Below are 16412 nucleotides of genomic sequence, written 5' to 3' on the forward strand. Positions count from 1 at the left end.
TCTCCCCAAATCATTTAAAATCCAAAGTGTTCAAATCCCTAAATCAGTATAATCAGCGTAATCAGCGGGAAAGACAACCTACGCGTTTATAAACCGCGGTCTGATAAGGTTATCAAAAGTGAAAATTTCGTCCCACTTCTCCTGGGTCACCCACTTCTTTTCTTTTACGGCGAGGTCGTGCACCGACTTGCCTGTTTCCAAAGCTTCCCTTGCGATCGCCGAGCATTTTTCGTATCCGATGATGGGATTGAGTTGGGTGACAATCCCAATGCTTTGCATGACCATATCCCTGGTGCGGTCGGCATTGGCAGTGATGCCTACTACGCATTTGTCTTTCAGCGCCCTGCAGGCGTTGTTCATATAGGTGATGGCCGTGAACAGCGCGAAAGCGATGGTAGGTTCCATTACGTTCAGCTGTAGCTGTCCTGCTTCTGCGGCCATTGTTACCATGAGATCGGCGCCAATTACATAGAAAGCAGTTTGGTTCACCACTTCCGGTATTACCGGGTTTACTTTTCCCGGCATGATAGACGATCCTGGCTGCATGGGTGGCAGGTTAATTTCGTTCAGCCCTGTCCGTGGGCCGGAGGAAAGCAGCCGGAGGTCGTTACATATTTTGGAGATCTTTACCGCTGTACGTTTCAGCACACCGGATAACTGTACGTAGGCGCCGGTATCTACGGTGGCTTCAATGAGATCGGCGGCCAGCACCAGGTCCAGGCCGGTGATAGCGGCCAGGTGTTTGGTTACCAGCTCCGAATATCCCTTGGGAGCATTTACACCGGTACCAATGGCAGTGGCGCCCATATTTATTTCAGAGATGAGCCGCTTGCTGTCTTCCACCCTCGACAACTCCTCGTTGATATTCGTGGCAAAAGCTTTGAACTCATCGCCCATACTCATTGGCACTGCATCCTGCAACTGGGTACGCCCCATTTTCAGCACGTTTTTAAACTCCTCTCCTTTCGCCTGGAAAGCATCGCCCAGTTCACCCAGGGTTAATTTATAGCCGGTAAGTTTATTGATCAGCGCAATACGGAATGCAGTAGGGTATGCGTCGTTGGTGGACTGCGAGCAGTTCACATGATTATTGGGATGACAGAATTCATACTGTCCTTTTTCTTTGCCCATCATTTCAAGCGCTACATTAGCAATTACCTCGTTGGCATTCATGTTTACCGAAGTACCTGCGCCGCCTTGTATCAGATCGCTGAGGAACTGGTCGTTAAATTCACCGGCAATAACACGGTCGGATGCTTTGATGATGTATTCTGCAATGTTTTTATCAAGTACGCCGAGGTCGCGGTTGGCCATGGCAGCGCCTTTCTTCACATAACCCAGCGCCTGTACAAACATGGGTTCCACTTTAAGGGGAATACCGGTAATATGAAAGTTTTCTATTGCACGGAGGGTTTGAATACCATAGTACACATCCTGCGGTATTTCTTTTTCTCCCAGGAAATCGTGCTCAATTCTCTTTGCCATATTTAAAGTAATTTAGGCTGGAAAGTTAAACGGATTTAGAACAATGAAAGCATTTCAATTGTTTTATTTTATCTTAAAGTGCAGCACTTTTGTTACTGTTCGTCTGTCATTGGTCATTTATAATTTGTTATTTTCTATGGGGTTTCGTATTTCGCTGTTCTCTTTTCTAATTTTATTTTCCGTAAGAAGTAATTGTTTTGCCCAGCGCCTGTTACCCAATTTCAATGCCGCTGAATACGGCGAGTTGCTGAAGCTGGCGGAACGCACCAGGGATACCCCGTGGACAAAAATAAAAAGTACCCCGCCTGTTGATTGTGAGCTGGTATACCGTGCTGCCGAATCCGGATTGGTAAACCGCTGGGATCTGTGGAAAAGAAAAGACAACGTTGGCATCATCGTGATCCGTGGCACCAATGGCACCGCGCCTTCGTGGCTGGAAAATTTCTATGCCGGCATGATACCGGCACAGGGCACCGTGAAACTAAACGACAGCACCGCCGTACCCTATAAAGTGGCGGAAGATCCCAAAGCATATGTACATGCCGGCTGGATGCTGGCAGTAGCCGCTATGGGACCGGAAATAAAACAGAAGATCAACGAATACTACCAGCAAGGCATACACGAATTTATCATCTTCGGACATAGCCAGGGAGGCGCCATTTCTTTTTTAATGCGTTCTTATTTTCAATATACTACCGGCCTGCCGAAGGATATTGTTTTTAAAACATACGCCAGTGCTGCGCCCAAACCGGGCAACCTGTATTATGCATACGACTTCGATTTTATTTGCCGCGATGGGTGGGGATTGCGGGTAGTGAATGCCCGCGACTGGGTGCCGGAAACGCCCTTCTCTTTGCAAACAACCCACGACTTCAATACCGTGAATCCATTTACCGATATTAAAGGCGCATTAAAGAAGCAGAAATGGCCGGTGCGGGGTGCATTGAATTATATGTACGGCCGGCTGAACCGGCCTTCTAAAAGGGCTTCCAGGCGCATGCAGCGGGTATTGGGAAACCTGGCGTACAAGCGGGTAAAAAAAATACTGCCGGAGTATCAGCAACCGGATTTTGTGGCCAGTCACAACTATACCCCGGCAGGTACACCGGTGATCTTATATCCCGTAAAAGGTTACGATGAGAAGTTCCCGTTTGATGGAAAAAATATCTTTATCAATCATCTCCCCGAGGCTTACCGCTGGGAACTGGAGCAGATCTATCATATAGACGCCCATTAATCGTTACCGCTTTTTTCACCGGTGAACCAGTGTTCCTTATCCCTGAACAAAACATTAAAAGTAGTAAGCGACCCATAGATACGGGTAATATATTGCTGCATGTTCACCTTCTCTTCGTCGGTGAGTACTTTGTGGCTGTTAATGTTTTGCTCCAGTACACGGAGACGGTCGCGCAGCATCACAATTTTATGGAAGAAGGTATCGATGGGCAGCTCCTTTGCTTTCAAGGTAGTATCACCAGGTTGAAGAATGAGGTTGCCGCCCTTCCAGCGGTCGCCCAGTGGCACCACCTCCGCAATACCGCCCCAGAGACGCAGGATCTTCAGCAGCGATGTTTCCACATCTGAAGTGGTTTCCACTTCCGGGGTCGCATTTTCCGCCACCAGCACTTCAAACAACGGGTCCGTTTTATCAATCATCTTAATACCATGATCCATAAACGTAACACGGTACTGGGCATATTTAACGGCAACAATAACACCGGGACCAAAATGTGCGTGCTGTACCCGGGAGCCAACACCGAGAGTAAGTTCTTCCATTCCTTTTTTACATAAACATAAATAATTCCGCGGAAATTGTCTTTCTCAGGATTACACTGATTATACGGATTACTTTGATTTTACCTTTTGGATTTTAAATGATTAGGAGAGATATAAGCAAAAATATCCGCTTACATCTCCCCTAATCAGTTAAAATCCAAAGTGGTCAAATCCCAAAAATCAGCATAATCAGCGTAATCAGCGGGAAAGACAAAATTCGCGTTATTCTTTTACCTTGTTAAGGAAGTACGATAACTTGAACAACAGCTCGTCCTGCAAACCTGCGCGCAGTTTGGCTTCTTCGTCGGTGATGCCTAAACGGCGAAGGCGCTGGTAATATACATAAGAGCCGCCGATCAGTTCCAGGCATTCCTGTATTTTGCGTTTTACTTCTGCTTCCTTGGTTCTTTTTTCAAATTCTTTTTTAGTAAGAATTTTATCCACGAAATAGAAGTGATCTTTATCTTCTACCCATTTATTGCCTTCCCTGTGCTGGGGTTTATATACTTCCAGGTAGCAGTTATCCAGTTTCAGCACATCGCCGAATTCGGCACGTATATCTATTACCGTTGGTTTCTCGGCAGCAGGATTGGCCAGGCGTTTTTTAATATGATTGCTGATTTCAACACCCAGTTCATCACTGCTCATAAGGATCTGGTTCAGCTCTGAAAATTCCAGGCTGATAGTGATGCGGGCATATCCCCTCCCACTCTTTATTTTACCAAACAGGCTTGGCGTAGTTTGTTCATCAAAGATGATATCTTCCACCTGTACTTTGGTAATGGTTTTATAGTTGGGCGTATAACCATCTTCCAACGGCGTAGCACGTTTATTCACCAGCCTGGACGGTTCCTGGCGGCGGGTAAACTGAATGAACTCATCAATAAAGCGCAGTTCATGTTTCTTCAGTTTCGTGTACAGTTCGTGGGTAGTATGATTATGTATTTTACTCAGCAGCATCAGGTCGTTCCAGCTATCAAAATGCTGCATCTTTTTCAATTCATCGAGGATATCACCGGCAGCCATATTGCGGCGGTAAAAAAGCTCTCCGATGAGGAATAAGGCGTATTCATGTGCCGGGTAGCCCAGTTCGGGCAACACGTCATATGCACTGCGTTTTTGTTCGCGGGCGCTTTCCAGTAAATCAATGTCCGACATAACAGGCGCCAACAGATACTTACGTGCGGCCGTACGTAGTTTTTTACTCACATAATCCAGTAACTGGTCACTCACATGACCATGATGCACGAAATCATGCAGTATCTGCACAAAACGCCGGGATGTAGGCAATCCAAATTGTGAAAGAATATCGTTTTCCATGTCCAGCACGTCCTCAAAACCAGGCTCCTCCTTTCCAGGCTTCACCCGTTGGTCCATTTGCTGGTAACGCTGATAGTACTCCTGTAACTTCAGTTTAAGCTGATCCATATGTATATACAGTTAAATATTAAATACTTGTTTTGTTTTTAGTCAGTAGTAAAAGGGATTTTGTTAAATATTTCCTGTCTTGGTTAACTTATCCGGACTAAGGGCACTAAATCGCCTGAAATCAGGGATTTCTTTGATGCCGTAAAATAACATCCTACTGATTATTAATCACTTATAAAAACGGGAATGGAATGGGAAAGTGCGCAAAGATACACCTTTTCTGTAAGTTCCAATAGTGCCGCTTGTTAATGTTACGACCGCCCCTTTTTAACAAATGAAAACGATTGTAATATTGGGTTTCATCTGCAGAATATGATCAATATATAATCCCTTGAAAATTTTTTTTCTGAAGTATTTGGAATTTAAAAATAGTTTCACTTATCTTTGCACTCCCAACAACGAAATAATACGAAACTAAAGATAAAACGGTGGTTGTAGCTCAGTTGGTTAGAGCATCAGATTGTGGTTCTGAGGGTCGAGGGTTCGAAACCCTTCAATCACCCAAAAAACGAAAAAGGCTTCTGTAAAAAGAAGCCTTTTTTTATTTGTATATACTTCGGATTCTTCGTCTTTAATTTTTTTATTTTAAATTCGTTGACGTGAAATTAATCATATGATAAGGCCATTGACAGAAATAGAGAAAAGAGCACAGACTGCAGTTAAAAAACTACGGGACGAATCCTTATTACAAGGCAACCCGTTCATGATCTATCATAAAAGCCTGCCAAAAGGTAAATACTATATGGAATACCCGGATGGCAAAATGAAAATCGTTTCAGTCTCCCGTAAACTGAACGACTTTATTATTGAGAGCGAATTGTCGCAACAACAGGCAGATCAGATCAGGAAAAGGCTTAATTCCAAACATAACTAGTGCCAACATTGTATATTATTGCAGGCTCCAATGGCGCCGGCAAATCTTCGGCCGGGCCTGATTTGTTACCCACAGAATTAATAAAAAAGCATTCCCCTTTTGATGGCGACAAGCTAAAGTCCCTAAAACAATTAGAATTTCGGAAACAACTGGGCTGTTCATACAAAGAAGCTGGCAGGCTAGCAGATGAATATGTCGATCAAACCTTCGAGTGGCAGTATAACTCCGACTTGAGCACAATGAAGATTTTGTATATGAAGGGCATTTTACGGAGGAAGATAGCTGGTCATTGATACGTACCTTTAAAAAAGAGAAATACCGGATTAACATGCTCTTCATGGGATTAGCAACACTTGAAATATCACTGGATAGAGTATTTAAACGCGCTATGAATGGCGGTCACAATGTCCCTGTTTATGAAATTGAAAAGAATTATTATGGTAATCTCTATAAATTAAACCAACACTTTAACCTAATGGACGACCTTATCGTTCTCGACTCTTCTGAAGAATTAGCCCTGCACCTGGCTACCAAAAAGGACGATCTCATAACTTTTCACATCCCCCCTGACGAAATGCCGTTATGGTTCCGCAATGGTCTCCCCAACCTATTCCAACAAGGCTCTTTTATCTAAACCAAAAAAATCATTTACTTATTGACTCCCAATTTTTTACATTTGTAATAGCTGAAAATCAATTCATTCAATGATCTTTTTCCTTCCCCTCATCGCTGCTGTCATCGGTTGGTTACTCAATAGCCTGGCGCTTACCCTCCTCTTCCGTCCGTATAAACCCGTTAAAATCGGCTTTATTACCCTGCAGGGATTGTTCCCAAAACGACAAACACACCTCGCCAACAGCATCGGAACACTGGTAGCGCAACAGTTTTCCTTTGAGGATATCAAAACAAAAATGACAGATCCGGAAAAGATCAAAAAAATTATTCCGCTGGTAGAAGCGCACCTGGACAGCTTCCTGCGGGAACGGCTACCCAAAGCAATGCCCGTACTGTCCATGTTCATTGGCGATAGTATTGTTAACCAGATAAAAACCCACCTGGTAGCAGAACTGGATACCCTCTTTCCCGTGCTGATCCGCCAATACCTCGATAACGTGGAACAGGACCTGAACCTGGAAAAAATGATATCACAGAAAATTGAAGGTATCTCCGCAGCACAACTGGAAACCATTACACATAACCTCCTCAGCAGGGAACTGAAAAGTTTCAAACTCCTCGGCGCCATCAGCGGACTGATTACCGGGTTAATTTGCATGGCCATCTCCCTTTGGTAATCCGCTGAAACACAGCTCTGTTAACTACTGTTAAGACCTCTTAGCGCTTATATTTGCGATTTCCTGCGCGTAATAATTCCACTCATCACAATCTTAAACCATTCATACCTGTACCCCGATACATTTGTCCTTATCTGAGAAGAAAGTCCGGATAAAAAACGATAAGGATGAAAAAATGCTACGCAGTTCTTGCTGGTATACTTTTGTTGCAGGCGCACACCTTTGCACAGGCGCCTGGAGCCACAGCCCCGCGGCAGGGACAAGGACAGGGACAACAGGGAAGACCTAACATGCCCCAGATTGGCCATCTATATGGCAAACTGGTGGATGCAAAAACAGGGAAACCAATAGAATATGCTTCTGTTACTTTATTAAGGCAGAAAGATTCCTCACTGGTGACCGGTATGCTCACCAAACCCAATGGCGACTTCAGCCTCGAAAGCCTGCCATTCGGCCCCATGATACTGCGCGTCAACTTCATGGGCTACACCAGCATGCAGAAAAAAGTAATCATCACCACACAGGCTACAGAACAGGATCTCGGCAATATTAAAATGCAGCAGAATGTAAAAACACTGCAAAGCGTGGAAGTTACCGGGCAAAAAAGTGCCTTCGCCATGGGTATCGATAAAAAAATATTTAATGTAGACAGGAACCTCACCAGCCTTGGCGGAACAGCACAGGATGTACTCAAAAGCGTACCTTCCGTGAATGTAGACCTTGATGGAAATGTTACCGTGCGTAATGCTTCCCCCAACATCTTTGTAGATGGTAAACCTTCTACACTTACCCTTGATCAGATACCCGCAGATGCCATAGAAAGTATTGAACTTGTTACTAACCCCTCTGCAAAATATGATGCGGAAGGTATGTCCGGCATACTGAATATTGTACTGAAGAAAAACCGCAAAGCCGGCTTCAATGGCGCTGTGAACGCAGGTATCGGCACCGGTAACAAATACAACGGTGGTGGCAATATTAATATCCGGCAAGGCAAATTCAATGTGTTCGCCAACTATAATATCAATGCCAATCAGAACTGGGCAGATGGTACCACCAGCCGCAGCAACTACAGCAACGGTCAAAAGGCAGACACTAACTTCCTCTTCCAGAACAGCAACAGCACCAGCAAACCAACGTTTCAATTCGGACGGTTCGGACTGGACTATATGCTCGATAACAGGAACACCATCTCTATCTCACAAAATATTGTAGCCGGCGATTTTAAAAACAATGAAGACCTGCGAAGCACCTTCTCCGACAAGAATCACGTGGTAACCGGGATCAGCGACCGCCTGAACAATAATAACTTCAGCTTCCGCAACTACACCACTGCACTGAGTTTCAAACATACCTTTGCACAGCCGAATAAAGAATGGACGGCTGACATCAATTATAACAACAGCAAAAACAACCGCAACGGCGACTATCTCACACAGGCGCAAAACGCCGATGGATCACCGCTCGGACAATCATTGCTGCAAAATAACACGACCAACGGTAAAACCACTTTTGTTACTTTTCAAACAGATTACACCAATCCCATTGGAAAGAACGGTAAGCTGGAAGTAGGCGCCAAAGCTACGTTGCGCGATTATACCAGTCTGTACAATGTATACGACAGAGATACCACTACCGGCGAGTTTATCAACAATCCGCAGCTCTCCAACAATTATAAATACAACGAAGAGATCTATGCCGGTTACGCCAACTTCGCCAACACCATCGGCAACTTCGGCTACCAGGCAGGCTTACGTGTGGAACAATATGTGTATGCAGGCGAAAATGAAGGCACTAAGTACAAACCCACCAAAGCGGTACCAGGATTGTTTCCCAGCCTCTTCCTCTCCGAAAAATTAAAGAACGATCAGGAACTGCAGCTGAATTATTCCCGCCGTGTAAACAGGCCCAATTTCTTCCAGCTGATTCCTTACCGCGATTACAGCGATCCGCAGAATCAGCGGGAAGGTAATCCCAACCTGAAACCGGAATATACCAACAGCTTTGAATTTTCATATGTAAAAAACTGGGCTAACAGCAACTTCCTCGGCAGCGTGTATTTCAGGAATACCAACGACATGATTTCCACCATCAGCACACCCATCGGTGCAGATACGCTGCTCACACAATACATCAATGCCAACAGGAGCAATTCCTATGGTGCTGAGCTGACTATGAAGAATCAAATCCTGAAAGGATGGGATCTCACCAGTAACGTGAACTTCTACCAAACAGATATGAAGGTAAACGCCAATGGCCAGAACTATGATAATAACGGCTTCAGCTGGTTTGCCAAAATAAATTCAGAAACAAAATTACCGGCCAACTTCACCGTGCAGGTAAATGCCACTTACCAGGCGCCCACCATTGCACTGCCCTCATCCGGCGGTGGTGGCGGTGGCGGCCGTGGTGGCGGTGGCGGCGGATTTAACCAGATCCCCAGCTCCGCACAAGGCACCATCAAAGGCTTCAGCACAGTGGACCTCGCAGTGAAAAAAGATTTCCTGAAAAATAAAGCAGCTTCTTTAACACTCAGCTTATCCGATATTTTCAATACCCGTCAGTATGAGCTGAACCAGGCATCATCAGAGTTTGCACAGGATTATATCCGCAAACGTGAATCCCGGATACTGAAACTCAACTTCAGCTACCGCTTCGGCAAATTTGATGCATCGCTGTTTAAAAAGAAAAGAAAAGACTCCGGAAACGACACGCAGATGGGCGATCCCATGCAGAGTTTCTAAAAAACATATAAAAGAAGGTGAATGCAAACCACAGGCCGGTTAGTAGTGTTACAGCACTCTGCCGGCCATGTTTTTTTAGCTACCACTCATCATATTTCGTGAATGTTTACACATACGCCTATTACTTTTACGCTGTTGTTGTATCATTATTAAAGTTGCTAAGTCCACGCATGCGAAATATTTTTTCACTCATGGTCGTGCTGTTTGTTGTATCGTATAACGCTAACGCACAAACGCCCATTTCTGCCAGCCTGAAGGTAACAGGAAAGGTAGTAGATATTGTTACCGGGAAACCCATTGAATACGCTTCCGTGGTATTGCTAAATCAAGCCGATTCTTCCATGGTTACCGGTGCTTATACCACGCCCACCGGCACATTCTCACTCAATAATGTCACACCCGGCATCTATGTTGTCCGCATCACCTTTATGGGATACGAAAAACTGGAAAAGGCAGTGCGGGTAACAGCAGGAAAAAATACACTGGCCGGCACACTTCGCCTGCAATCCGCCGGTAAAGTGCTGAATGCGGTGGAAATCAAAGCAGAAAAACCAGCCTTCTCCATGCAAATAGACCGGCAGGTATTTGATGCCGGTAACATGATTAACGCAGAAGGAGGAACGGGAACGGATATACTAAAAAATATTCCCAGCGTGGATGTGGATATCGATGATAACATTACGCTCCGTGGTAAAAGTGTCACTATTTATGTAGATGGTAAACCCTCTCCTTTCGGGGATGCTAAAACAGCCCTGCAAATGATTCCCGCGGAAAGCATCGACCACGTGGAAGTCATCAACAATCCCTCTGCGAAATTTGAAGCCAACGGCAGCGGCGGTATTATCAACATCGTACTGAAAAAAGATAAAGCAATCGGCTATAACGTAATGTTCAACGTAGGCGGCGCCACCCGCGGGGAAGGCTTCGGAAGCGCCAATGCAAGCCTGCGCATGAAACGGTTTAATTTCTTCGGCAACTACAACGGTCGCTATGAACAGGTAAACGGCAGCGGGAAAAGCTTCCGCCAAAACCTGGTAGCAGACAGCAGCGATACCTGGTTCTTCTCCCAGAACAGTAAAAATGAAAACAGGAACACCAACAATGGCGCCCGCTTCGGATTCGATTACTTCATGGATGATCACAATACCTTCACGCTGTCGCAGGGACTCAACTTTGGCCACAGCCAAAATGAAGATAATATCCTCCTGAACTACATGGACCAGAAAATGGAATCCCTGCGTAACGGAGAACGCGCCAATAACAGCTACAACCGCAGCAATAATAAAAATACCAATCTCAGTTATAAACACACCTTTGAAAAGCCTAACCAGGAACTCACGGCTTATATCAGCTACAGCGGTAATAACAGCAGCAGCGGAAGTAACTACAATACCCAATATCACATTGCATCAGTAGATACCCTTCCAAACGCCGACAAACAAAGCAATAAAGGGAAAAACGGCAACCGCTTCTGGAACCTGCAATCAGACTACACTTCCCCACTTGGAAAGAAAGGTAAACTGGAAGCAGGCGTGAAAGCTACTATGCGGCATATCGACAATAATTACGTGGCTACGCTGTTCGACTGGGACGATAAGGATTATGTGATCAGCCCTACCCTGTCAAATAAATATGATTATGAAGAAGACATTTATGCAGGCTATCTCAACTTCGCCAATGCCATCGGCAACCTTGGTTACCAGATAGGCGTGCGCGCAGAACAATCGCAGCTCAAAGGATACTCGTTTACAAAAGATACTACGGTGAATAACCGCTTCTTTAACCTGTTTCCAAGTGTATTCCTGAAATATAATATGCCGAAGAACCAGAACCAAAGCCTGGTATTCAACTATTCCACCCGGATAGACCGGCCCAACTTTGATCAGTTGCTGCCCTATATCAATAACTCCGACCCGCAGAATATCCGTACCGGTAACCCGGAACTGCAGCCGGCGCTGTCGCATAAGTTTGAGGTCAGCTACTCGGTATACTACCCTTCGTCCAATAATTACCTGAGCACCAGTACGTATTTCGCGCAAACAAACGATAACATCGACCGTATTAGCACACTGGACACTATTTCCGGCGTTACTACTACCAAACCCATGAACCTGGCCACCCAGCAGAATATGGGCGGTAATGTTTCTTACAGCCTGAATCTTACCAAATGGTGGAAAGTATGGGCCAACCTGAATGTGGAATACAGCAAGCTTACCAGCATCGCCGTCAACAACGAAAACTTCAGCTACGGGCTAAATGGAAATACACAATTTCGTTTACCCGGTAAGTTTAGTGTGGAGCTGGGCGGTCATTTCCGCTCTCCCCGCATTCAGCCACAGGGAACCTTCAAGGCGATGAATGGCATTGATCTGGGAATCCGCAAGGAATTGCTGAACAAATCGCTGGTAGTGGCCCTTAACATCTCGGATCTGTTGAATACACAGCAGTTCAGCTCACATTACGAAACAAATACCTTCATACAGGATTACGACCGTAAAAGGGCTACCCGCTTCATCCGGCTGAATGTGCGTTACCGCTTTGGCAAAATGGATCCTAACCTCTTCAAGAAAAAGAAACCACAGGAAGAAGAAGAAAAACAGGAAGAAGAAAAGCCCAGGGAGGGCGCCGGACGGCTTTAATAAAATCAGACAGGATCATATCAGTGCAGGGGCTTCATCACCCCTGCATTATTTTTTTCCGGCCAGCATGGGAACAAAAGAGAAGTTATCGAACAACTCCTGTTCCGTCTCCGTTTCGCTGATCCTGGTGATCCGCAGCATACGCTGTACATCCTGTCCACCTACGGGAATCACCATTTTGCCACCGATCTTCATCTGTTGCAGTAATTTTTCAGGGATATGCGGAGCGGCCGCCGTTACCAGCACCTTATCAAAGGGCGCATAGGTCGACAATCCCTCATAGCCATCCCCGTAAAAGAAACGAAGATTGCGATATTGGGCTTTGAAAGGAAAACTTTTCACCTGGTCAAACAGCTTCCGTTGCCGTTCTATCGTAAATACATTAGCTTTCAGCTCGGCCAGTACGCAGGCCTGGTAGGCGCTGCCAGTCCCTATCTCCAGTACTTTCTCATAAGGTTTTACCTCCAGTAGCTGCGTTTGATAGGCTACCGTATACGGCTGCGAAATGGTTTGCCCCTCCCCGATAGGGAAGGCCCGGTCGTCGTAAGCTATACTCTCAAAAGCCGTATCCAGGAAAAAATGCCTGGGAATATTACCAATAGCTGCCAGTACGTTTTCATCTGTAATACCTTTCTGACGGATACTATCGACTAACTGTTTACGTAATCCTTTTTGTTTATAAGTATCTTCATACCGCCTCATGGCCGCAAAATTAACCAATACAAGGGATTTTCAATGTATTTTGAAATCCGTAATTTCCAACATTCATTTTTTTATTTTTACTTTACAATCCATTTTAGCATTTACGGCTCACAAAAAAAAGACCATGGATATAAATATTCAAAACAAAGTAGCGCAATGGCTCAACGGTAATTACGACGCTGAAACCGTTGCCACACTGAAGAAAATGCAGGAAGGAAACCCTGATGACCTCAACGACGCCTTTTACCGTAACCTCGAATTTGGTACCGGTGGCCTCAGGGGCATTATGGGCGTTGGCACCAACCGCATGAATAAATATACTCTTGGAATGGCCACCCAGGGCTTCGCCAATTACCTCAAAAAAACCTTTACCGGCGAAATTAAGGTAGCCATTGCTCACGACAGCCGCAACAATGCCCGCTTTTTCGCAGAAACCGTTGCCAACGTTTTTGCCGCCAACGACATTAAGGTATTTCTTTTTGAAAGCCTGCGTCCCACACCGGAACTGTCTTTTACCATCCGTCACCTGCGTTGCCAGGGTGGCGTAGTGCTCACCGCCTCCCACAACCCGAAGGAATACAATGGCTACAAAGCCTACTGGAACGACGGCGCACAGCTGGTGCCGCCGCACGATAACAACGTGATCCGTGAAGTAGAGAACATCGCCTCCCCGGATGAGGTAAAATGGACCGGTGGTGAAGCCAATATCACCCTCATCGGCCAGGAAATAGACGAGGCTTACCGCAAGGAACTGCTCAGCCTGTCCATCAATCCCGATATTAACAAACAACAGCACGACCTTAAAATAGTATATACGCCTATTCACGGTACCGGCATCACCCAGGTGCCCCAGCTGCTGGAACAATACGGCTTTACCAATGTAACTATTGTACAGGAACAGGCCACGCCGGATGGAAATTTCCCCACCGTAGTGTACCCTAACCCGGAAGAATCCGAAGCCATGAGCCTCGGCCTCAAAAAAGCCAAAGAACTCGATGCCGATATTCTCCTGGGTACCGACCCCGATGCCGATCGTGTAGGCATTGCCGTGAAAGACCTCAAAGGAGAATGGATCCTGCTCAACGGCAACCAAACCGGCGTACTGCTGTTTAACTACATCGTGGAAAGCCGCAAAAGCAAAGGTCTCGCCAAAGCAAACGACTATATTGCCAAAACAGTAGTAACATCCGACCTGATTGACGTATTCGCTGCCAAAAACAATATTACCTGCTATAACGTACTCACCGGCTTCAAATGGATCGCTGACCTGATCCGCCGTAAAGAGCCGGAGGAAAACTTCATCTGCGGAGGTGAAGAGTCCTATGGCTATATGATTGGTCAGAATGTACGCGATAAAGACGCCATCGCCTCTGTAGCCATGATCTGTGAAATGGCCGCTTACGCCCGCAGTCAGGGCAAATCCCTGTTTGAACAGCTGATCGATATCTATGTACGCTATGGCTATTACATGGAAAGTTTGATTTCAATTACCAAGAAGGGAATGAGAGGCGCGGAAGAAATCGCCGAAATGATGCGCGGATACCGCGAAAACCCACCGGTTACCATCAACGGATCACCGGTAGCAACGCTGTACGACTACCAGCTGCAACAGATCAGGGATATTAAAACCGGTGACACCAAAGCACTGGATCTCCCGAAATCCAACGTACTGCAGTTTGTATTGGAAGATGGCAGCAAAATATCTGCCCGTCCCTCCGGTACGGAACCAAAAATCAAGTTCTACTTCAGCGTAAACGCACCACTGGCCAGTGCAGGAGACTACGACAAAGTGACCGCTGAACTGAATCAGAAAATAAATGGCATTATTCAGGATCTGAAACTGAAATAAAGCCCATCATCTGAAAAGATGATAAAAGCCGGGAATGTTGAAAGAAAGGACTCCTCCGGAATTTCCCCCTTTCAGCATTCCCGGTATTGTTTAGCTACCCGCATGAAAAAGCCACTGCTTATCCTGATCCTGTTACTGCCGTTTTTCAGCAGCATGGCACAAAAAAAGGTGCCTTTCTCCACTATTCCTGATACCACCATCCCATCACGCGTATGGATCCTTAGCGGCGCCACCGCAGCCCTTTACGGCGCAGGGCTGGCAGCACTCAATACCGCCTGGTACAAAGGCTACCCCAGGTTGGGATTTCATTTTTTTAATGATATGGGAGAATGGAACCAGGTGGATAAAGCCGGGCATATTTTCAGCGCTTACTTCATCGGTAAATATAGCCGCGAAATGTGGCGCTGGTCGGGACTTCCACGAAAAAAACAAATCTGGATCGGCGGCCTGAGCGGATTTGCTTACCAGTCCGTTGTGGAAGTACTGGATGGTTACTCTGCTGAATGGGGATTTTCCTGGGGTGATATGGGCGCCAATGCCATCGGCTCCGCCCTGCTCATCAGCCAGGAACTGGCCTGGAATGAACAACGCATCCAGCTGAAGTTCTCAGCGCATCCGCAACATTACGATGACCCGGTACTACAGCACAAGGCAGATCAACTCTTTGGCACCACCTTCTGGGAAAGAACCCTGAAAGATTATAACGGTCAAACCTACTGGCTGTCGGTAAACCTCTACTCCTTCCGGAAAGAAAGCCGGCTCCCCAAATGGCTGAATATCGCCGTGGGATACGGATCACAGGGTATGATAGGTGGCCGCGATAACACCTGGACAGACGAACGCGGCATCGGCCACGATTACAGTCAGCTGCAGCGCGTACGGCAGTTTTATCTTTCCCCCGATGTGGATTTCACGAAAATACCCACACGGAAAAAGGGTGTTAAAGTAATATTCCAGGTATTGAATATGCTGAAGTTTCCCGCCCCCACTTTTGAAATCAACTCAAAGGGGAATATGAGATTACACGCAGTTTATTTTTAATGCCTTATTCGAAATAAGCGGAGATGATCTCTTCGCCGTTCATTTCCACCAGCACCATGTCCTGCAGGGTGGTAGCCAGTGAATATCCTACGAAGTCAACGGATAAAGGAAAGGATTTATGCTTACGGTCTACCAGCACGGCCGTCTGGATCTTTTTGGGGAGATATTTCAGCAATGGTTTCAGGGCGTAAAGCATGGTGCGGCCGGAGTTGGCCACATCGTCCACCACTACTATCACTTTGTTATTGAAGTCTATTTCTTCAGATACCACTACTTCACCGGGATGCTGCTTATCCAGGCGTAATTCAATAATATGGATGTTCAGGGGGGATATCTGTCCGAGGATAGCAGCCAGCTTATGGGCTATGATCACGCCACGGTCCCAGATACCGGCTAATATGATATCCGTGCCATCGCTGTTATGCTCATAGATTTCATATGCGATACGCTCAATTTTCTTTTGAATGATATCCTGCGTTAGAATGATGTTCCTGCTTTCCATGGTTGCAAAAATAAGCAATTAGCCATTAGCACTTAGCAAAAAAATCAAATACACTAAACCTTAACCCCTAACGGCTGATA

At 45.9% G+C, this 16412-nt stretch carries 13 protein-coding genes and 1 tRNA gene; 9 read left to right on the forward strand and 5 right to left on the reverse strand.

What is annotated here, in order from left to right:
• Positions 1-78: 78 nt before the first annotated feature.
• Positions 79-1485 (reverse strand): aspartate ammonia-lyase, encoded by a 1407-nt coding sequence (aspA, locus tag AB6805_RS27560; protein ID WP_370912649.1) that lies wholly within the window; start codon positions 1483-1485, stop codon positions 79-81.
• A 136-nt stretch (positions 1486-1621) separates the two neighbouring features.
• Here aspA and AB6805_RS27565 point away from each other — a divergent pair, with 136 nt between their 5' ends.
• Entirely contained in the window at positions 1622-2722 is a 1101-nt protein-coding gene (locus tag AB6805_RS27565) for a lipase family protein (protein ID WP_370912650.1), read from the forward strand.
• Here AB6805_RS27565 and AB6805_RS27570 read toward each other — a convergent pair.
• Both AB6805_RS27570 and AB6805_RS27575 read right to left on the reverse strand, forming a co-directional pair.
• Positions 2719-3261 carry a hypothetical protein gene (locus AB6805_RS27570; protein WP_370912651.1) on the reverse strand — a complete coding sequence of 181 codons (543 nt, stop codon included), beginning with the start codon at positions 3259-3261 and terminating at the stop codon, positions 2719-2721. The two genes, AB6805_RS27565 and AB6805_RS27570, sit on opposite strands and share 4 nt — an antisense overlap.
• A gap of 222 nt (positions 3262-3483) precedes the next feature.
• Positions 3484-4689 carry a hypothetical protein gene (locus AB6805_RS27575; RefSeq protein ID WP_370912652.1) on the reverse strand — a complete coding sequence of 402 codons (1206 nt, stop codon included), beginning with the start codon at positions 4687-4689 and terminating at the stop codon, positions 3484-3486.
• A 428-nt stretch (positions 4690-5117) separates the two neighbouring features.
• On the opposite strand from AB6805_RS27575, the gene AB6805_RS27580 reads away from it, so the two are divergent.
• From AB6805_RS27580 to AB6805_RS27605, 6 genes are all read left to right on the forward strand, one after another.
• Positions 5118-5191: transfer RNA gene (locus tag AB6805_RS27580), tRNA-His, on the forward strand.
• A gap of 111 nt (positions 5192-5302) precedes the next feature.
• Positions 5303-5563 carry a hypothetical protein gene (locus AB6805_RS27585; protein ID WP_370912653.1) on the forward strand — a complete coding sequence of 87 codons (261 nt, stop codon included), beginning with the start codon at positions 5303-5305 and terminating at the stop codon, positions 5561-5563.
• Positions 5564-5900: 337 nt separating this feature from the next.
• Positions 5901-6197: a hypothetical protein gene (locus AB6805_RS27590; protein WP_370912654.1), complete on the forward strand. Its 297-nt coding sequence runs from the start codon at positions 5901-5903 to the stop codon at positions 6195-6197.
• Between the two features lie 70 nt (positions 6198-6267).
• A complete protein-coding gene (locus AB6805_RS27595) occupies positions 6268-6855 on the forward strand; it encodes a DUF445 domain-containing protein (RefSeq protein ID WP_370912655.1) in 588 nt (195 codons plus the stop codon).
• 167 nt (positions 6856-7022) lie between these two features.
• On the forward strand, positions 7023-9599 hold the full coding sequence (locus AB6805_RS27600; RefSeq protein ID WP_370912656.1) for a TonB-dependent receptor domain-containing protein: 2577 nt from the start codon (positions 7023-7025) through the stop codon (positions 9597-9599).
• Positions 9600-9769: 170 nt separating this feature from the next.
• Positions 9770-12238, forward strand: coding sequence for an outer membrane beta-barrel protein (locus AB6805_RS27605; RefSeq protein WP_370912657.1), 2469 nt, complete (start codon positions 9770-9772; stop codon positions 12236-12238).
• 48 nt (positions 12239-12286) lie between these two features.
• Here AB6805_RS27605 and AB6805_RS27610 read toward each other — a convergent pair whose 3' ends face one another.
• Complete coding sequence (locus AB6805_RS27610; RefSeq protein WP_370912658.1) at positions 12287-12940, reverse strand: protein-L-isoaspartate(D-aspartate) O-methyltransferase; 654 nt, start codon at positions 12938-12940, stop codon at positions 12287-12289.
• A gap of 124 nt (positions 12941-13064) precedes the next feature.
• On the opposite strand from AB6805_RS27610, the gene AB6805_RS27615 reads away from it, so the two are divergent.
• Both AB6805_RS27615 and AB6805_RS27620 read left to right on the forward strand, forming a co-directional pair.
• The gene (locus tag AB6805_RS27615) at positions 13065-14789 is read left to right on the forward strand and encodes a phospho-sugar mutase (RefSeq protein WP_370912659.1); all 1725 of its coding nucleotides are present in this window, start codon (positions 13065-13067) and stop codon (positions 14787-14789) included.
• A 102-nt stretch (positions 14790-14891) separates the two neighbouring features.
• A complete protein-coding gene (locus AB6805_RS27620; RefSeq protein ID WP_370912660.1) occupies positions 14892-15830 on the forward strand; it encodes a DUF2279 domain-containing protein in 939 nt (312 codons plus the stop codon).
• A gap of 4 nt (positions 15831-15834) precedes the next feature.
• Here AB6805_RS27620 and AB6805_RS27625 read toward each other — a convergent pair whose 3' ends face one another.
• Positions 15835-16332: a phosphoribosyltransferase family protein gene (locus AB6805_RS27625; protein WP_370912661.1), complete on the reverse strand. Its 498-nt coding sequence runs from the start codon at positions 16330-16332 to the stop codon at positions 15835-15837.
• Between the last annotated feature and the right edge of the window lie 80 nt (positions 16333-16412).

The organism is Chitinophaga sp. RCC_12 (genome assembly GCF_041360695.1).
GTDB lineage: Bacteria > Bacteroidota > Bacteroidia > Chitinophagales > Chitinophagaceae > Chitinophaga.